Below are 17,075 nucleotides of genomic sequence, written 5' to 3'. Positions count from 1 at the left end.
CTCCTCGAGGTTCACCGGTGAGCAGACCCTTTGGCACCAGCTCACTGCTTGTCTGAAGTAGTTCGGGTTCGATGGGGTGAGGTGTATCTGGCGCTGGTGCAGACCACACGGACACTTGACGGTGTAGTACGTGGGTGGATCCTCCACGCGCCAGTCCATGGCTGCGATCCGCCGCAGCGCAACCTCGCCCTCCTTTTTGGGATGCTTCTTCCAGTTGGCCAACTGCCTGTCGCCTTTGAGTGTACGTACCCGGTGTGGCCGCAGCCATAGCGCCGTCCGTGATTGAGTTGTAACGCTCGGCAACGATACGTGGCCGACGTCACTGGCACCCAGGCTTTTGGGCACAATCCACCGAGATCATCGAAGCCCGCCTCAAGGGTGCGGCTCAAAAGGCTTCCGTTGGGGCGCCCCCCGCCGTGATCTGCGTGACGTGAGTAGGTGGGGGTGGACGCGGACAACGCCTCGGGGCGATGAGCGCGAAGCGCCGATGAAGGTCGTCCGGGGGTGCTTCGGCGCGATCACTCGGCGGCACCAGGCCGGGGCCTGGTGCCGCCATGTCAGGACGCTGGTCGTCTGGCGCCGCAGCTCCTCCAGGTGTGCGATCGCGGCGTCCCGCTGCGCCTCCGTGTGGCCGGTGCGTGCAACCTTTTGCGGGGGTCGGCGCATCAGGGGGTTGTGGGCCAGGTGAGGAGTGTGCGGATGGCGGGGCGGGACGAGGAGTTCACCGCTTACGTGACGGCGCGGATGGCTTGGTTACGGCGGGTCGCCTTCCTGCTGTGCCAGGACTGGCATCGGGCGGACGACCTGGTGCAGACCGCGATCACGCGGCTGTACGTGCACTGGCGGCGGGCGTCGGCGGCCGACAACGTCGACGGGTACGCGCGGACGGTGCTGGTCCGGGTGTTCCTGGCCGAGCAGCGGGGCGGGTGGCGGCAGCGGGTCCGGGTCGTCGAGCGGACGCCCGACGCGGTCGTCGAGCCCGTAGACCAGGCGGGCGGCGTTGATCTGCGGGCGGCGCTCGCGGCACTTCCGCCCAGGCAGCGGGCGGCCGTGGTGCTGCGGTTCTACTGCGACCTGTCGGTGGAGCAGACCGCCGGCGTTCTGGGGTGTTCCGGCGGGACGGTCAAGAGCCAGACCGCGCGCGGCCTGGACGCGTTGCGGCGCGTGCTGGAGCCGGAGCTCGCGGAGGGGAGAAGCTCGCATGAACGACCTTAAGGACGAGTTGCAGCGTCTTGCCGCGGCCCCGGGCCCGGCGCCGGCCGTGGACGTCGCGGCGGCGGTGGCCAGGGGGCGCCGCGTCAAGCGCAGGCGGCGGGCGGCGGTCGCCGCGCTGGCGGCGGGAGCCGTGGCGGCCGTGACGGGGGTCGTGTTCCTGCAGCCGTCTCAGGACGAGCGTCCCGGCAAGGTCGTGGAGCCGTCGAAGTACCCGAGCCCGCTGGTCGAGAAGGCGGGGTTCGGGTGGCTGCCCGCCGGATTCGTCCGGACGAGGGTCACGCAGGACGCCGGACGCCATCCCGCCTACAAGGTCAACGCCGGGCGCGGGCCGGGCAACACGTCCATCGAGCTGACCCTGCTGCCTCCCGGGGTGAAGCCGGGCGTCCCGCTGCTGCCGGGGGCACGGAAGGGGCGCCTGACCAGGGCGGCGCCGGTGAACGGGCGTCCCGCGTACTGGTCGATCAAGCCGGGCGGTCCCGGATCGGGCCAGGTGGGGGCGGAGTTCCGGTGGGAGTACCGGCCGAGGACGTGGGCGCTGCTGTCGGTCAACGACCGCACGGTCGCGAACGCGGCGACCGTGCAGCGCATCGCGGCGGGGGTGCGGTTCGGCGGCGGCAAGCCGCTGGCGTTCCCCGTGCGGGTGACCGGGGTCCCGGACGGGCTGGACGTCGGACGGGTGTGGGTCGGCGCGGGACCGGAGGCCATGTTCTCGCTCGGCGGCCCCGGCAGGAACGACGAGCTGATGGTCGCGGTGACTCCGGCCGGCGAGCGGGCCAGGAGCTTCTCCAAGCCGAACACGACGATCGACGGGCATCCCGCCTTCGACACCGGGCTTCCGCACGGCGGGCCCACGGTCGGCCGGGTGCCGGCGTCCAAGGCGCGGATCCTGCGCGTCTTCGGGGTGCGCGGGTTCGACATCGACATCGAGGCGAGGGGGGAGCCGCTGCGGCGGTTGCAGGCCGGTGGCGGGCTGACCGGCCTGTTCAGGCGGGTGACGCCGCTCGGCGCCGATCCTGGGGATTGGACGACGACACCGCTTCGTTAGGTGTCTGTTTTGTGCCGGGGACGTAGTTCGGCGATGCTGTGGGAGTGTCAACGGAGACTCTGAACGGTGCCGCCGAGCTGCGCGCCTTCCTGCACGGCCTGCCGGGCGTGGACGGGGTGGGCGCCGAGGAGCGGGCGGCGCGGCTGGCCACGAGGTCGATCAAGACGACGGCGAAGGCCGAGGCGATCGACCTCGCGATCTCGATGGTGGACCTGACCACCCTGGAAGGCGCGGACACGCCGGGCAAGGTCCGGGCGCTGTGCGCCAAGGCCGCCCACCCCGATCCGGCGGACGCGTCCGTCCCGAAGGTCGCGGCGGTGTGCGTCTACCCGGACATGGTCGACGTCGCCGTCCAGGCGCTCAAGGGGACGGGAATCGGGGTCGCGAGCGTGGCCACGGCGTTCCCGTCCGGGCGGGCGCCCATGGAGGCCAAGCTCGCCGACACGAGGGCGGCGGTGGCGGCGGGCGCGGCCGAGATCGACATGGTGATCGACCGGGGCGCGTTCCTGTCCGGCGACTACGCCAAGGTCTTCGAGGAGATCGTGGCGGTCAAGGACGCCTGCGGGGACGCGCACCTGAAGGTGATCCTGGAGACGGGCGAGCTCGCGACCTACGACAACGTCCGGCGGGCGTCCTGGCTGGCGATGCGGGCCGGCGCCGACTTCATCAAGACCTCGACGGGCAAGGTGTCGCCCGCGGCGACGCTGCCGGTCACGCTGGTGATGCTGGAGGCCGTCCGCGACTACCGCGCGGCCACGGGACGCCAGGTGGGCGTCAAGCCGGCCGGCGGCATCCGGACGACCAAGGACGCGATCAAGTACCTGGTGCTGGTGAACGAGACCGCCGGCCCCGACTGGCTCGCGCCGCGGTGGTTCCGGCTGGGCGCCTCCAGCGTGCTGAACGATCTGCTGATGCAGCGCCGCAAGCTCGACACCGGCGTCTACTCCGGTCCCGACTACTTCACGCTGGACTGAACATGATCTTCGAGTACGCGCCGGCGCCCGAGTCGCGGGCCGTCGTCGACATCCGCGCCTCCTACGGGCTGTTCGTCGACGGCGAGTTCACCGGCGGGAACGGCGAGCCGTTCAAGACGATCAACCCGGCGGACGAGAGCGTCCTGGCCGACGTCGCGTGCGCCGACGAGGCCGATGTCGACCGCGCCGTCAAGGCCGCGCGCACCGCGTTCGACAAGGTGTGGGGGCCGATGCCCGGCCGCGAGCGCGCCAAGTACCTGTACCGGATCGCCCGGATCGTCCAGGAGCGGGCGCGGGAGCTCGCGGTGCTGGAGTCGATCGACAACGGCAAGCCGATCCGCGAGTCACGCGACGTCGACGTGCCGCTCGTCGCCGCCTGGTTCTTCTACTACGCCGGATGGGCCGACAAGCTGCCGCACGCCGGGTTCGGGCCCGACCCGAAGCCGGTCGGGGTCGCCGGCCAGGTGATCCCGTGGAACTTCCCGCTGCTGATGCTCGCGTGGAAGATCGCCCCGGCGCTGGCCTGCGGCAACACCGTCGTCCTCAAGCCCGCCGAGACGACGCCGCTGACCGCGCTGCTGTTCGCCGACATCTGCCGGCAGGCCGAGCTGCCGCCCGGCGTCGTCAACATCGTCACCGGCGCGGGCGAGACGGGCCGCGCGCTCGTCGCGCACGAGGGGATCGACAAGGTCGCCTTCACCGGATCCACCGAGGTCGGACGGCAGATCGCCCGCACCCTCGCCGGGACGGGCACGAGGCTCACCCTCGAACTCGGCGGGAAGGCCGCCAACATCGTCTACGAGGACGCGGCGCTGGACCAGGCCGTCGAGGGCATCGTCAACGGGATCTTCTTCAACCAGGGCCACGTGTGCTGCGCGGGCTCGCGGCTCCTCGTCCAGGAATCGGTCGCCGGGGAGGTGCTGGAGCGCCTGAAGGCCCGGATGGCGACGCTCCGGGTCGGCGACCCGCTCGACAAGAACACCGACGTGGGCGCGATCAACTCCGCCGCGCAGCTCGCCCGGATCAGGGAGTTGTCGGAGGCCGGCGAGCGGGAGGGCGCCGCACGGTGGTCGCCGCCGTGCGAACTCCCGTCCCAGGGCTTCTGGTTCGCGCCGACGATCTTCACCGGGGTGGCGCAGTCGCACCGGATCGCGCGCGAGGAGATCTTCGGGCCCGTCCTGTCGGTGCTGACGTTCCGCACGCCGGACGAGGCGGTCACCAAGGCCAACAACACCCCCTACGGGCTGTCGGCCGGCATCTGGACCGAGAAGGGCTCGCGGATCCTCTGGACGGCGCAGCGGCTGCGCGCCGGAGTGGTGTGGGCCAACACGTTCAACAAGTTCGACCCCGCCTCCCCGTTCGGCGGCTACAAGGAATCGGGGTTCGGCCGCGAGGGCGGACGCCACGGACTGGAGGCCTACCTCGATGCCTGACCGTCTCGCCGTCCGCAAGACCTACAAGCTGTTCATCGGCGGCGCGTTCCCCCGATCCGAATCCGGCAGGTCGTACGTGGTCACCGACGCCAAGGGCCGCTTCGTCGCCAACGCCTCGCAGGCGTCCCGCAAGGACGCCCGGGACGCGGTCGTCGCCGCGCGCAAGGCGTTCCCCGGCTGGTCGGGACGGACCGCCTACAACCGGGGCCAGATCCTCTACCGCGTCGCCGAGATGCTGGAGGGCCGCCGCGAACAGTTCGTGGACGAGCTCCGCCAGGCGGGCGCGTCCAAGAGCGCGGCCGGCGCGGAGGTGGACGCGGCCGTCGACCGCTGGGTCTGGTACGCGGGCTGGGCGGACAAGCTGAGCGCCGTCGCCGGCGCCGCCAATCCCGTGTCCGGGCCGTTCTTCAACTTCTCCACGCCGGAGCCGACCGGGGTCGTCGCGGTCGTCGCGCCCGACTCGCCGCTGCTCGGGCTGGTCTCCGTCGTGGCGCCCGCGATCGTGTCCGGCAACACCGCGGTGGTGGTCGCGTCCGAACCGGCGCCGCTGCCGTCCATCACGCTGGCGGAGGTGCTCGCGACGTCCGACCTGCCGGGCGGGGTCGTCAACGTCCTCACCGGCCGGCGGGCGGAGATCGCGCCCTGGCTGGCCACTCACATGGACGTCAACGCCATCGATCTCGCCGGCGTCCCGGCCGACCAGGTCCGGGACCTGGAGGAGAAGGCCGCCGGGAACCTGAAGCGCGTCCTCCGCCCGGAGGCCCGGAACGCTTCCAGCGGCGATTGGAGCGACGAGCCCGGAACCGCCCGGATGACGGCTTTTCTGGAGACGAAGACCGTCTGGCACCCCGTGGGGTTCTAAGTCGATTTGACGCACCGTGTGTAGAGGGTCACAAAGTGTGGAATAGATCTCCCCGTAACTGATCATCACGGGGGGGAGATCAGTGCCTACCAAGACCGCATCGCGTACGACGGCGAGCCGAGGGACGGCCGGTCGTACGAAGAGCACATCAGCGAACAAGTCCACCACGGCCAGGAAGCCGGCGGCCAAGCGCACGTCGGCCGCGGCCTCGTCCACGCGATCCACCACCAGCCGATCCACCACCAGCCGATCGACCACCGGCAGATCCACCACCGGCAGGTCGACGAAGAGCAGCACGGCGAGCAGGCCGGCGGCGAACAGCCGGGCGTCCTCGACCGCCGCGACCCGCGTCACCAAGGCCGCGAGCCAGGCCAAGACCGCCGCGACGCAGATGAAGTCGGTGGCGACCAAGGCGTCCTCGTCGGCCAAGGCCATGACGGCGATGACCAAGGCGATGACCAGCGCGACCAAGGCGATGTCCGACGCCGCCAAGGCGATGGACGCGGCGGCCAAGGTCATCACCACCACGGCCAGGTCGAGCACGTCCAGGTCGAGCACGGCCCGGAGCGGCACGGCGAGCAGGAGCACGCCGGCGAGCAGGAGCACGTCATCGAGGTCGAGCACCGCGAAGGCGAGCACGTCCAGGTCGAGCACGGCGAAGTCGGGGACGTCCCGCAAGGCGACCTCGGCGGCGTCGAGCCGCTCGAAGCCGACGGCGTCGGCCCGGACGACCCGGTCGTCGGCCACGTCGAAGGCGAAGCCGGCGAGCGCCGCCAAGAAGTCGTCCACGACGTCCAGGTCGCGGACGAGCGCGGCCGGCAAGACGGGTAGCGGCGGCACGTCGTCCCGGACGAGCGCGAGCACCAGGACCGGGACGTCCGCCAAGTCCGCGACGGCCCGGAAGGCGCCCGCCCGCCGGGCCGCCGACGAGTCGGGCCGGGGCGCCGCGGCCGCGCCGCCCGCGTCCCCGGCCGTCGAGCCGAAGACGAGCTCGTTCCAGCATTCGACACGCGGCGAGGGCGGGTTCCTCAGCGGGCTCACCAACGCCGGCCGCGAGCGCTGACGGCCGATGGACGAGAAGGGCATCCTGGCGCGCATCGACGAGTACGTCAGCGAGGAGCAGCGGCTCCGCGAGCGGTACCGGCGCGACGAGCTCGGGCGCGAGGAGGAGCACCGGCGGCTCGCGGAGCTGGAGGTCGCCCTCGACCAGTGCTGGGACCTGCTGCGCCGCCGCAGGGCCCGGCTGGAGGCCGGCGAGGACCCCGGTGACCCGGGCGTCCGGCCGCCCGACGAGGTCGAAGGCTACCTTCAGTGAAGCCGCCGCAGAGGACGCGCGGGCCGCTGCGGTTCGGTGTCTGCCTCGCCCCGGACTCGTCCGTCCCGCTGATGCGCGTCGCGCAGGACGCGGACCGGTTCGGGCTCGACCTGCTCGGCGTCCGCGACCAGCCGTACCGGCGCGACACCGCCGACGCGCTGGCGCTGCTGGCGGCCGTGCTGGCGGGCACGTCCCGGATCCGGGTGCTGCCCGCGGTGGCGTGCCTGCCACTGCGCCCGCCCGCCGCGCTCGCCAAGGGGATCGCGACGATGGACCGGCTCAGCGGCGGCCGCGTCGAACTCGGCCTCGGCGCGGGCGCCGCCCCGGACGGCATCGAGGCGTACGGCGGCGCCCGGCTCGGCGCCGCGGCGGCCCGGCGCGCCCTCGAGGAGGCCGTGCAGATCATCCGGCTGCACTGGAGCGACCAGAACGGGCTCCGGTTCCAGGGCGAGCACTACCGGTTCGCCGCCGCGCAGGCCGGGCCGGCGCCCGCGCACCAGATCGGCATCTGGCTCGGCGTCACCGGGCCGCGCGGGCTCGACCTCGCCGGCCGCGTCGCCGACGGCTGGATCGCGCCGTCGTCGCTCGTCCCGCCGAAGCGCCTCGTGGAAGGCCAGCGCCGCCTCGACGACGCCGCGGCGCGGGCGGGCCGCGGAGCCGCCGAGATCCGCCGCGTCTACGTCCTCGAAGGCTCGCTGGACGGGACGGAGTCGCGCGGCTTCCTGCACGGCCCGCCCCGCCAGTGGATCTACGAGCTGACCGAACTGGCCATCGGCCACGGCGTCGACTCGTTCCTCTACGCCGGGGACCCGGAGAACCTTCCGGTGTTCGCCCTGGAGGTCGTCCCGGCCGTCCGCGAGCAGGTCATCCGCGAACGGGCTGTGTTGACCCAGGGGGGCGACCCCCTGGAACCTCCGTCGCGAGCCGGTCGAACCTCACGCCACAGTTCGGGCGTGGCGTGACCGTACGGGCCTGCCGGTGCCGCTGAGGTCGACCGGCTCGGCGGGCATGCCCGTGAACCGGTGGCCGAGGCTCGGGCCTTACATGCGCTCGGGGGTGGGGACGCCCAGGAGGTGCAGGCCGGTTTCGAGGGTGCGCAGGGTCGCGGCGCACAGTGCGAGCCGCGACGCCTTCGTCTCCTCGTCCGGGGCCTTCAGGACCGGGCAGTTCTCGTGGAAGGTCGTATAGGCGTCGGCGACCGCGTAGACGTAGGACGCCAGCCGGTGCGGCTCGGCGGTGTCGCCGGCCTGCTTGAGGACCGCGCCGAAGCCGAGCAGTTCCAGCGCGAGCGCCCGCTCCGCCGGATGGCCCAGGGTGATCGGGCCGGTCGCGTCCGCGACGGAGACGCCGCCCTTGCGGAAGATCGACCGGATCCGGGCCGCCGCGTACTGCAGGTACGGGCCGGTCTTGCCGTTGAACGAGATCATCCGGTCGAAATCGAAGACGTACTCGCTGTCGCGCGCCACCGACAGGTCGGCGTACTTCACCGCGCCGATCCCGACCGCCTGGACGATCGCGGCGCGGGTCGCGTCGTCGAACGAGGCGTCGTGCTGCACCTCGTCGAACACCGCGCCGGCCCGCTCGACGGCCTCGTCCAGGAGTTCGGCGAGCTTGACGGTGCCGCCCGCCCGGGTCCGCAGGATCTTGCCGTCGGTGCCGAGGACGTTGCCGATCTGCGCGTGCTCGGCCCGGACCTCGTCGTTCAGCCAGCCGGCCATCCGCGCGACGGCGAACACCATCTGGAAGTGCAGCGACTGCGGCGCGCCGACCACGTAGATCATCCGGTCGACGTGCTCGGTGTCGACCCGGTACCGGATCGTGGCGAGGTCGGTGGTGGAGTAGTTGTAGCCGCCGTCGCTCTTGCGGATGATCACCGGGAGCGGCTCGCCCTCGCGGCCGGCGAAGCCGGGCGGGAACGCGCACAGCGCCCCCTCGCTGATCACCGCGATGCCCTTGTCCTCCAGCTCCTGGGCGGTCGAGGCGAGCAGGTCGTTGTAGAAGCTCTCGCCCTTGATGTCGTCGTCGGTGAGCGTGACGCCGAGCCGCCCGTAGACGGCGTTGAAGTACCGCTTGGACACGTTCACGAGGACGTTCCACAGCCGCAGCGTCTCGGCGTCGCCCGCCTGGAGCGCGACGACCCGCTTGCGGGACCGGTCGGCGAACTCCTCGTCGCCGTCGAACTTCTCCCGCGCCGCCTGGTAGAACGCGGTCAGGTCGCTGACGGACGAGTCGTTCCGCGCGGCGGCGTCCTCGCCGAGGTCGAGCAGGTGCTCGATCAGCATCCCGAACGGGGTGCCCCAGTCGCCGACGTGGTTGTCGCGGACGACGTCGTGGCCGAGGAACGCGAGGATCCGCGCGATGGCGTCCCCGACGATCGTGGTCCGCAGGTGGCCGACGTGCATCTCCTTCGCCACGTTCGGCGAGGAGTACTCGACGACGACCTTCCGCGGCTTGTCGACCGCGGGGACGGCGAGCCGTTCGTCCGCCAGGGCGCGCTGCGCCTCGGCGGCGATCCACGCGTCGCTGAGCGTCAGGTTGATGAAGCCCGGCCCGCTGACCTGCACGTCCGACACGACGCCGGCGGTGTCGAGGTTCGCCACGATCTCGTCGGCCACGTCTCGCGGCTTGCGGCCCAGCTTCTTGGCCAGCGGCAGCGCCACGTTGGCCTGAAGGTCGGCGAACTGCGACGGCCGGATGACCGGGTCGGCGTCCGCGTACGACGGTCCGAAGGCGGCGCTCAGCGCGGCCTGGACCTGGGCGGCGAGTACGAGTTGCGGATCGGGCATGTCCCAAGGTTATCGGCGGCGCGCCCCCGACCGGACCCGGTTTTCGGGCCGGTCACGTCGTGGCGGGCGGCTCTTCGCGGTCGGGGACGGTGTCGCCGGCCGGCTGCCTCGGCGGCGGCGGGACGTCGGCGGGCTTGTCGGCGGGTCTGTCGGCGGGTCTGTCCGTGGGTCTGTCGGCGGCCCTCTCCTCGGGCCTGTCGGCGCTGTCGCGTTCGGCGTGGGTCCAGCGGCCGAACCGGGAGGTGCGGGTCGCGGCGACCTGCTCCCGGATCCGCTCGACGATCCGCCCGGCCGCGAGCCGGTGCGCCAGCTCGCACGCCGAGGTGATGGCGCGGGCGTGGGACGCGCCGTGCGCGATGACGACCGTCCCGTTCAGGCCGAGCAGGACGCCGCCGCCGTAGGTGTCGGGGTCGAGCCGGTCGCGCAGCTCCTGGAGGCGGCGCCGCTGGAGCAGCGCGCCCATCCGCGCCGCCGGGCTGGAGGTCATCGCGTCGCGGATCTCGGTGAACGCGGTGCCGATCGTCCCCTCCATCGTCTTCAGCGCGACGTTGCCGGTGAACCCGTCGGTGACGATGACGTCCACCCGGCCGCGCAGCAGGTCGTGGCCCTCCACGTTGCCGGCGAACTCGATGCCGTGGCTGCCGCCGGCGAGCAGTTCGTGGGCCCGCCTGGCGAGCTTGTCGCCCTTGCCCGCCTCGGCGCCGATGTTGAGCAGTCCGACCGTGGGACGGTCCGGGCCGAGCAGGATCTGCGCGTAGGCGGTGCCGAGCGCCGCGAACTGGACGAGCGTCTCCGGCTTGACGTCGGCGGTGGCGCCCGCGTCCAGCAGGATCGTCGGGCGCGGGCGGGTCGGCAGCGTCACCGCGATCGCCGGGCGCATCACGCCCTGCTGGCCCTTCAGCCGCAGCCGCGACGTCGCCACGACCCCGGCGGTGCTGCCGGCCGACACCAGCGCCGACGCGCGCCCCTGCCGGATCAGGTGGCAGGCGATCGCGATGGACGAGCGGGGCTTGCGCCAGCTGGCGAGCGCGCCCTCGCCCATGTCGAGCGCCTCGTCGGCGTGCACGATCGGGATCTTGCCGATGTAGCCGTGCCGGTCCAGCTCACGGCGGATCCGCGCCGCCTGCCCGACCAGGACGAGCCGGACGTCGTGCTCGCGGACGGCGTCCACCGCCCCGGCGACGATCTCCCGCGGGGCGTGGTCGCCGCCCATCGTGTCGACCGCGACCGGCAGCGGACGCGGCGGCACGCGGCGCGGCGTCCCGGCGCGCGACGGCTCGCCAGTGCCGGTCATGGCCGCTCCAGGAGGCTGAAAGGACAATGCGGTGCGCCACAAGAACGCAGCTCATCGCATCGTATGGCGTCCTCTCACCCGCCTTGACTGCGCTCGCCGGGAGTGGCGATCATCACCTCCCGCCGTTCGCCTCCCCGGACCGGCAGTCGGCGCCCAGGCAGGACGCGTTCTGCACCACCGGATGCCCGCCCACGAGGATCGTGTAGGACGCCTTCTGCGTCTCCTTCTCGCCGCTGCCGATGACCTGGACCGGTTTGCTGTCCGAGGTGGTGCCGGCGCAGGAGACGCGCAGCTTCTCCTTCGTCCAGCCGGGCAGGTCCGAGCACTTCAGCGGCGCCGCCAGCGTGACGCCGCGCTGGTGCAGCTCGGCGGCGGCGGTCACCGGCAGTGCCTTGCGGAGCGCGGCCTGCGTCTGGTACTTCAGCTCCTTGCCGCCGGACAGCGCGAGGTACGCGCCGCCGGCGGCCAGCACGAGCACCACGAGCGCGGCGGAGCCCAGGATCAGGGCCTTCTTACGACTCATCTTCACACCGGCTACGTCACCGAGGGTAGTGGAACATATGCGTCAGGTAGCCGATTTTTCCGTTCCGTAGGCGGATTCGTTGCCGTGCGGCAGGCTCAGGCTTTCGGGTTCTCGCAGCCGAGGCCGAGGCAGTTCTTGCGCAGCAACTCCTGCCCGCCGACGGTGATGACGTAGGTCTCGCGCGGGCTGCCGGTGTCCGCGTCGTAGGCGACGCCTTCCACGGTGACCGGTTCCCCGCTCCGCGTACGGGCGGTGCAGTTCACCCGCACCACGGAGTCGGTGTTGGCCTGCGGAGACTTGCAGGAAGGGCGTTCCCGCAGCTCGATGCCGCGGTTCTTGAGCTCGTCCACGGCCCCGTCGGTGATGGCGTTCTTGTACGCCCCCTCCGAGATCCGCTGCATCACCTTGCAGCCGGACATGGTCACCGTGAGCAGGACGGCGAGGGCGGCGGCCGGAACCCTTCTCATGCGGACTCCTCGCGCGGCGACTCCTCGCGCGGCGACTCCTCGCGCGGCGACTCCTCGCGCGGCGACTCCTCGCGAGGCGACGACTCACCGCGCTCCCCGGCATGGCCCTTCGCCTTCGCTCCCCGGACGTCGGCGACCGCGTCGGCCACCACGTCGGGACGGTCGAGCGGGACCATGTGCAGGGCGTCCGGCAGCTCGACCCGGCTGCCGCGCGGGCTCATCCGGGCGAGCCGCTCGTGGCCCTCGGCCCACTCGCGCTTCTTGCCGGGGTCGCCCACATCGCCGAGCGCGGTCACCACGACCAGCGGGACGTCCGGGAAAGGATGCCGCTCGCGCAACCGGACCAGGTCGGCGGCCGTCTCCCGGTAGGCGAGCTCCTCCGCGATGACGGTGCCGATCACCGTCCCGCGCCCGTACACCGACCGCACGACGGCGTCCGGGACGGCCTCGTCGCGGCGGCTCGTGCGGTTGAGGACCAGCCGCCGTCCGAACGGCCCGGCGATCCCGGCCAGCCGGGTCGCGCTGAGGAACGCGCCGGTCGCCGTGGCCGCCGGGGTCAGCGCGCGGGCGAGCCGCACCCGCACGCGCGGGTCGCGCTCGTAGCTCGGGTCGACGAGCACCATGCCCTGGACGAGGCGGGGACGCAGCCTGGCCAGCGCCTCGGTGTGGAAGGCGGCCATCGAGTGCGCGAGGACGATCACCGGCCCGCCGGCCCGCGCCGCCAGCGCCTCCAGGATCGCGGTGTCGCGGCGCAGCGACGGCGGCGAGACGCCGGCCGGGCTGAGCCCGAGGCCGGGACGGTCGAACACCGTCACGCGGTGCTCGCCGCGCAGCAGTTCGACCGAGGGCGCCCAGTCGAACCAGGCGCCGCCCAGCCCGGACGTCAGCAGCAGCGGCGGCCCGTCCGCCGGACCGGACTCGACGACGTGCACCTGCTCGCGCCCGACGTTCACGATCTCGCCCATACGCACCTCGCCCATACGCACCTCGCCCATACGCACCTCGCTCACACGCACCTCGCTCATACGCACGCCCCTTCCGGTGCCGAGGGGGTGTCGCGGGCGGCGCGGGCCGCGTCCCGCCGGTCGGCGTACAGCGCCCACGCGATGACCAGCAGCCCGAGGCACAGGATGCTGATCTGGACGCGCTGGACGACCCCGAGCCACTGCCCGAGGTACATCGCGACGAGCGTGCCCAGCGCGGACACCGACTCGGCGAGCGCCAGCAGCCAGCCCCAGCGGGCGAGCGCCGGCCACCAGCCGTAGCGGCGGGCGGCGAGCGACAGCAGCAGCAGCGCGGCCACCCCGCAGACGATCACGGCGCTGCTGGTGAAGGAGTGGAACTCGTGGGAGAACGACACGTGCTCGGAGCGCTCCCGCAGCGCGCACCACGTCTCCAGGCTGGGCGCGCAGTCGAGCGGGAAGGACGCGTCGCCGATCGCGCACACGCCGAACAGCCCGAGGAACGTCCACCCCGCCGTGGCGAGGGGCTTGCGGGTGAGCCTGCGCAGCGTCCCGATCGCCACCAGGATCGACAGCACGCCGGTGACGAAGTCGCCCGCGCTGTAGACGAGGTGGAACGGCTGGTCGGCGGCCGAGAGCTCGCTCACATAGCCGTTGAAGAAGTCGAGCTTGGGGCTGAGGAGATTCTCCAGCAGGAACGTCGAGTAGGTGATCGCCGCCACCGTCGCCAGGACGACGACGCGCATGGGGACGATGCCCGGCCCGTCCCGTACGTCAGAGTCCACCGGCCCCCCTCACGCCGCCCGGATCGCGCGCGCCCTGTCGCGCGCGCCGACCCGGCCGCTCGGTTCCGCCCGGCCCAGTATTTCCGAAGATCGGGGCCGGTGGGGACCGGGGCCGCCGGTTCCTGTGTATCCGCTGGCAGCGCCGCCGGCGGTGGCGGCGGGTTGCGCCGGTGACCGGAACTTCGCCGCCCGCTGACGGAGAAGTTGACGTCCCGTAGTCGTTGTACAAGAGACGAGCCGTCAAGGATGATGTCCAGGCGATTTGCCTGGATCGTCCCTTGACCAGCCTTTGCCCGCACCCAGTAGGGGGTATGAATTCGGCATGAACCCATCTCAACGGGTTGAATGGGGGTGTCCCCGGCACTTTTGATCACCGTCCGTGACGACGCGCCCGGGGTGCGCTCTCCCCGCTGACAGCAAGGAGTACCAACACGTGACACTGGTGAACGACGCGGCTCCCGCGATGCGATCGACCGGTCGCAAGTTCCGCGCCTTCACGGCGAAGCACCTGGACGAGCTCACCGCTCGCGCCGGGCTGTCGCCCGACCAGCGGCTCGCGACCCGGGCGGTGGCGACGGTCCTGCCGTTCCGGACGAACGCCTACGTCATCGAGGAGCTCATCGACTGGTCGGCCGCGCCCGACGACCCGATCTACCGGCTCGTCTTCCCGCAGGAGGACATGCTCCCCGCCGAGGACGTCGCCCACCTGTCGGACCTGCTGCGCCGCGAGGCCCCGAAGGCCGAGATCGAGGCCGCCGCCCACCGCGTGCGGATGAAGCTGAACCCGCACCCCGCCGGTCAGATGGAACTCAACATCCCGACGTTCGGCGACGGCAAGATCCCCGGGATGCAGCACAAGTACGACGAGACCGTCCTGTACTTCCCCAAGCAGGGGCAGACGTGCCACGCGTACTGCACCTACTGCTTCCGCTGGGCCCAGTTCGTCGGCGAGGCCGACCTGAAGATGGCCGGCGACGACGTCACCGCCCTCCGCGACTACATCGTCTCCCATCCCGAGGTGACGAGCGTCCTGTTCACCGGCGGCGACGCGATGATCATGGGCGAGACGGTGCTGCGCCGCTACGTCGAGCCGCTGCTCGACCTGGAACAGCTCGAATCCGTCCGGATCGGGACGAAGTCGCTCGCCTACTGGCCGCAGAAGTTCGTCACGGACCCGGACGCCGACGACATGCTGCGCCTGTTCGAGCAGGTCGTGGAGTCGGGCAAGAACCTCGCGTTCATGGCGCACTTCACCCACCCGCGCGAACTCGAACCGCTCATGGTCACCGAGGCGTGCCGCCGCATCCGCGACACCGGCGCCGTCATCCGCACCCAGGCGCCGCTGATCCGCACGATCAACGACGACGCCGAGACCTGGGAGACCATGTGGCGCGTCCAGACGCGGATGGGTCTCGTCCCGTACTACATGTTCGTCGAGCGTGACACGGGCCCGCAGGACTACTTCGCCGTGCCGCTCGGCCGCGCGTACGACATCTTCCGGGACGCCTACAAGAACGTGTCCGGCCTCTCCCGGACCGTCCGGGGGCCGTCCATGTCGGCGACCCCGGGCAAGGTCTGCGTGGACGGCGTCCTCGACCTGATGGGCGAGCAGGTATTCGCGCTGCACTTCATCCAGTGCCGCGATGCCGAACTGGTCGGCAAGCCCTTCTTCGCCAAGTACGACCCCAACGCGGTCTGGCTGGACGATCTGAAGCCCGCCTTCACCGACCGCTTCCCCTGGGAGAAGTAGGCACAGTCGAGCCCGGCCACGGACGGACCGAGTACGTGGCCGGTCTCGCCTGAGTAGGAACGCTCAGGCCGCGGTCCTTGTCGCGCGGCAAGGATGACCGCATGTCCCCCCACTTCCTCTCCTTTGCGGAGCGCAGCCCGGCCGACCGGGTCCGGCTCGTCCTGGCCGCCGTGTACGCCGCCATCGTCGTCGTGACGAGCGCGGTGGTCCTCGCCGTCATCCTCTTCGCGGACGACCCCGGATTCATCGGCATCTGGATCATCTTCGTCACCAGCCCGCTGTCGGCCCTCGGCCTGATCGCCATCGAGCCGCTCGGCACCCTGCCGGAGCCCTTCGACACCATCCTGTTCTTCACGGTGACGACCGGCGCGGGTCTCGTGCAGGCATGGCTGCTGTGGCCGTCCGCCAAGGGGATCAGCGCAGGTGCCGGACGAGGCACAGGCAGGCGGCGATGGTGGCGGCGCCGCAGAGCGCGATGACGTGGCCGGGCGCGATGGCATCGGCCAGCCCGCCTGCGGCGGCGATGCCGACGGCTTGGCCCGTCATCAGGCCCGTGCTCGCCAGGCCCATGGCCTGACCCTGGATCGGCTCCGGCGCGGCGTCGGCGAGGCGGCGCTGGACGTGCAGTTCGTAGCCCAGCCCGAAGGTGGTCGCGGCCATCAGCGCGCAGGCCGCGGCGAGGCCGGGCCCGAACCAGAAGAGCAGCAGCGGAAGGCCGGCCAGCAGGGCCAGCGGCAGCGTCAGCCGTCCGCGGAGGTCCGGCGGCACGAACCGCCCGACGACGAGGTTGCCGAGGAACATCCCGGCGGCCCCGGCGGCGAGGATCAGCCCGGCGGCGCCGGGACGGCCGATGCCCGTCGCGTACGGGATCATCACGCCCTCCGCGCCGACCGACGGGAACACCGGCAGCCAGCCGGCCAGCAGCGGCCCCCGGGTGGGCCCGGCGCCCAGCAGCAGCCGGTTGACCCGCCACGTCTCCCGCACCGTCCCGGAAGCCGCGCGCCCCGCGGGCCGCGTGGCCGGAAGCCCGAAATGGGCGATCAGTGAGGCAAGCGCCGCGCTTCCCGCCGCGAGCCAGAGCGTCCCGGACGGGGCGAGCACCGACAGCAGCAGCCCCCCGAGGCCGAGTCCGGCGACCTGCGCACCTGCCGCCGTCATGGTGAACAGCGAACGGCCCAGCACGTAGGCGTCGCCGGGCAGCAGCGCGGGCAGCCTGCCGTGGATCGCCGCCGACCCGACCGGCGCGAACAGGCCCACCACCGTGAGCAGGACGAGCGTCACCGAGAACGGCACGCCGCCGGACGCGAAGACGGCGGTGACCGTGAACCTCAGCAGGTGGAACGCGGTGAGCAGGCGGCGGGCCGGGTGCCGGTCCGCGAGCGACAGCAGGAGCGCGCCGCCCACCACGTACGGCAGCATCCCGGCCGCGAACACGGCGGCCGCTGCCAGCGAGGACCCCGTCTGCTCGAAGGTCAGCGCGGACAGCGCGATGATGCGGATCGCCTCGCCGCCCGCGAGGAGCGACTGCAGCGCGAACAGGACCCGGAACTCGGGGACGCCGAACACGTCGCGGTACCGCGCGGACGCCGTTGGGGGAGCCGTCATGGCGGGGACTATCCGGCACCGCCGGACGTCCTGGACAATGTTTCGCGGAGGAGCGAAAC

The 17,075-nt window shown here is 72.1% G+C and carries 17 protein-coding genes; 10 read left to right on the top strand and 7 right to left on the bottom strand.

The annotated features are described in order from the left end of the window. Nucleotides 1-699: 699 nt before the first annotated feature. The 8 genes from SM418_RS20955 to SM418_RS20920 all read left to right on the top strand — a co-directional run bounded on the left by SM418_RS20955 (nt 700) and on the right by SM418_RS20920 (nt 7,806). The gene (locus SM418_RS20955; protein WP_371942772.1) at nt 700-1,215 is read left to right on the top strand and encodes a SigE family RNA polymerase sigma factor; all 516 of its coding nucleotides are present in this window, start codon (nt 700-702) and stop codon (nt 1,213-1,215) included. Then, the gene (locus SM418_RS20950; protein ID WP_371942771.1) at nt 1,202-2,260 is read left to right on the top strand and encodes a hypothetical protein; all 1,059 of its coding nucleotides are present in this window, start codon (nt 1,202-1,204) and stop codon (nt 2,258-2,260) included. The genes SM418_RS20955 and SM418_RS20950 overlap by 14 nt, the downstream gene beginning before the upstream one ends. Before the next feature lie 44 nt (nt 2,261-2,304). Beyond that, nucleotides 2,305-3,234: a deoxyribose-phosphate aldolase gene (deoC, locus tag SM418_RS20945; RefSeq protein ID WP_371942770.1), complete on the top strand. Its 930-nt coding sequence runs from the start codon at nt 2,305-2,307 to the stop codon at nt 3,232-3,234. A gap of 2 nt (nt 3,235-3,236) precedes the next feature. Next, complete coding sequence (locus SM418_RS20940) at nt 3,237-4,667, top strand: aldehyde dehydrogenase family protein (protein WP_371942769.1); 1,431 nt, start codon at nt 3,237-3,239, stop codon at nt 4,665-4,667. After that, a complete protein-coding gene (locus tag SM418_RS20935) occupies nt 4,660-5,529 on the top strand; it encodes an aldehyde dehydrogenase family protein (RefSeq protein WP_371942768.1) in 870 nt (289 codons plus the stop codon). Before SM418_RS20940 ends, SM418_RS20935 begins: the two co-directional genes overlap by 8 nt. An 82-nt stretch (nt 5,530-5,611) precedes the next feature. Then, nucleotides 5,612-6,592: a hypothetical protein gene (locus SM418_RS20930; protein WP_371942767.1), complete on the top strand. Its 981-nt coding sequence runs from the start codon at nt 5,612-5,614 to the stop codon at nt 6,590-6,592. A gap of 6 nt (nt 6,593-6,598) precedes the next feature. Then, a complete protein-coding gene (locus SM418_RS20925; RefSeq protein ID WP_371942766.1) occupies nt 6,599-6,844 on the top strand; it encodes a DUF2630 family protein in 246 nt (81 codons plus the stop codon). Next, on the top strand, nt 6,841-7,806 hold the full coding sequence (locus SM418_RS20920; protein WP_371942765.1) for an LLM class flavin-dependent oxidoreductase: 966 nt from the start codon (nt 6,841-6,843) through the stop codon (nt 7,804-7,806). The genes SM418_RS20925 and SM418_RS20920 overlap by 4 nt, the downstream gene beginning before the upstream one ends. Nucleotides 7,807-7,884: 78 nt before the next feature. Here SM418_RS20920 and argS read toward each other — a convergent pair whose 3' ends face one another. The 6 genes from argS to SM418_RS20890 all read right to left on the bottom strand — a co-directional run bounded on the left by argS (nt 7,885) and on the right by SM418_RS20890 (nt 13,661). Continuing rightward, nucleotides 7,885-9,630 carry an arginine--tRNA ligase gene (argS, locus tag SM418_RS20915; RefSeq protein ID WP_371942764.1) on the bottom strand — a complete coding sequence of 582 codons (1,746 nt, stop codon included), beginning with the start codon at nt 9,628-9,630 and terminating at the stop codon, nt 7,885-7,887. Nucleotides 9,631-9,682: 52 nt separating this feature from the next. After that, entirely contained in the window at nt 9,683-10,924 is a 1,242-nt protein-coding gene (plsX, locus tag SM418_RS20910) for a phosphate acyltransferase PlsX (RefSeq protein ID WP_371942763.1), read from the bottom strand. Between the two features lie 112 nt (nt 10,925-11,036). Then, on the bottom strand, nt 11,037-11,447 hold the full coding sequence (locus SM418_RS20905) for a hypothetical protein (RefSeq protein ID WP_371942762.1): 411 nt from the start codon (nt 11,445-11,447) through the stop codon (nt 11,037-11,039). A gap of 95 nt (nt 11,448-11,542) precedes the next feature. Continuing rightward, nucleotides 11,543-11,914: a hypothetical protein gene (locus SM418_RS20900; RefSeq protein WP_371942761.1), complete on the bottom strand. Its 372-nt coding sequence runs from the start codon at nt 11,912-11,914 to the stop codon at nt 11,543-11,545. Further along, a complete protein-coding gene (locus tag SM418_RS20895) occupies nt 11,911-12,939 on the bottom strand; it encodes an alpha/beta fold hydrolase (RefSeq protein ID WP_371942760.1) in 1,029 nt (342 codons plus the stop codon). The genes SM418_RS20900 and SM418_RS20895 overlap by 4 nt, the downstream gene beginning before the upstream one ends. Then, nucleotides 12,936-13,661 (bottom strand): DUF998 domain-containing protein, encoded by a 726-nt coding sequence (locus SM418_RS20890; protein WP_371942759.1) that lies wholly within the window; start codon nt 13,659-13,661, stop codon nt 12,936-12,938. Before SM418_RS20890 ends, SM418_RS20895 begins: the two co-directional genes overlap by 4 nt. A 463-nt stretch (nt 13,662-14,124) precedes the next feature. Here SM418_RS20890 and SM418_RS20885 point away from each other — a divergent pair, with 463 nt between their 5' ends. Together SM418_RS20885 and SM418_RS20880 are read left to right on the top strand one after the other, a co-directional pair. Continuing rightward, on the top strand, nt 14,125-15,411 hold the full coding sequence (locus tag SM418_RS20885; protein ID WP_371942835.1) for a KamA family radical SAM protein: 1,287 nt from the start codon (nt 14,125-14,127) through the stop codon (nt 15,409-15,411). Between the two features lie 101 nt (nt 15,412-15,512). Then, nucleotides 15,513-15,890 (top strand): SCO4225 family membrane protein, encoded by a 378-nt coding sequence (locus SM418_RS20880; protein WP_371942758.1) that lies wholly within the window; start codon nt 15,513-15,515, stop codon nt 15,888-15,890. On the opposite strand, the gene SM418_RS20875 is transcribed toward SM418_RS20880, so the two are convergent. Continuing rightward, the gene (locus tag SM418_RS20875; RefSeq protein WP_371942757.1) at nt 15,826-17,016 is read right to left on the bottom strand and encodes an MFS transporter; all 1,191 of its coding nucleotides are present in this window, start codon (nt 17,014-17,016) and stop codon (nt 15,826-15,828) included. The two genes, SM418_RS20880 and SM418_RS20875, sit on opposite strands and share 65 nt — an antisense overlap. Nucleotides 17,017-17,075 lie beyond the last annotated feature (59 nt).

Source organism: Actinomadura chokoriensis (assembly GCF_041463665.1).
Lineage (GTDB): Bacteria > Actinomycetota > Actinomycetes > Streptosporangiales > Streptosporangiaceae > Spirillospora > Spirillospora chokoriensis_A.
Note: the sequence above shows the minus strand (reverse complement) of the source record. Positions and strands in the feature narration are given on the sequence as shown.

What these genes read in the sequence shown, in the direction of transcription:
- SM418_RS20955 (WP_371942772.1), top strand. Translation starts at nt 700, where the DNA reads ATGGCGGGGCGGGACGAGGAGTTCACCGCTTACGTGACGGCGCGGATG.
- SM418_RS20950 (WP_371942771.1), top strand. Translation starts at nt 1,202, where the DNA reads ATGAACGACCTTAAGGACGAGTTGCAGCGTCTTGCCGCGGCCCCGGGC.
- SM418_RS20940 (WP_371942769.1), top strand. Translation starts at nt 3,237, where the DNA reads ATGATCTTCGAGTACGCGCCGGCGCCCGAGTCGCGGGCCGTCGTCGAC.
- SM418_RS20935 (WP_371942768.1), top strand. Translation starts at nt 4,660, where the DNA reads ATGCCTGACCGTCTCGCCGTCCGCAAGACCTACAAGCTGTTCATCGGC.
- SM418_RS20925 (WP_371942766.1), top strand. Translation starts at nt 6,599, where the DNA reads ATGGACGAGAAGGGCATCCTGGCGCGCATCGACGAGTACGTCAGCGAG.
- argS (WP_371942764.1), bottom strand. Translation starts at nt 9,630, where the DNA reads ATGCCCGATCCGCAACTCGTACTCGCCGCCCAGGTCCAGGCCGCGCTG.
- plsX (WP_371942763.1), bottom strand. Translation starts at nt 10,924, where the DNA reads ATGACCGGCACTGGCGAGCCGTCGCGCGCCGGGACGCCGCGCCGCGTG.
- SM418_RS20905 (WP_371942762.1), bottom strand. Translation starts at nt 11,447, where the DNA reads ATGAGTCGTAAGAAGGCCCTGATCCTGGGCTCCGCCGCGCTCGTGGTG.
- SM418_RS20900 (WP_371942761.1), bottom strand. Translation starts at nt 11,914, where the DNA reads ATGAGAAGGGTTCCGGCCGCCGCCCTCGCCGTCCTGCTCACGGTGACC.
- SM418_RS20895 (WP_371942760.1), bottom strand. Translation starts at nt 12,939, where the DNA reads ATGAGCGAGGTGCGTGTGAGCGAGGTGCGTATGGGCGAGGTGCGTATG.
- SM418_RS20885 (WP_371942835.1), top strand. Translation starts at nt 14,125, where the DNA reads ATGCGATCGACCGGTCGCAAGTTCCGCGCCTTCACGGCGAAGCACCTG.
- SM418_RS20880 (WP_371942758.1), top strand. Translation starts at nt 15,513, where the DNA reads ATGTCCCCCCACTTCCTCTCCTTTGCGGAGCGCAGCCCGGCCGACCGG.
- SM418_RS20875 (WP_371942757.1), bottom strand. Translation starts at nt 17,016, where the DNA reads ATGACGGCTCCCCCAACGGCGTCCGCGCGGTACCGCGACGTGTTCGGC.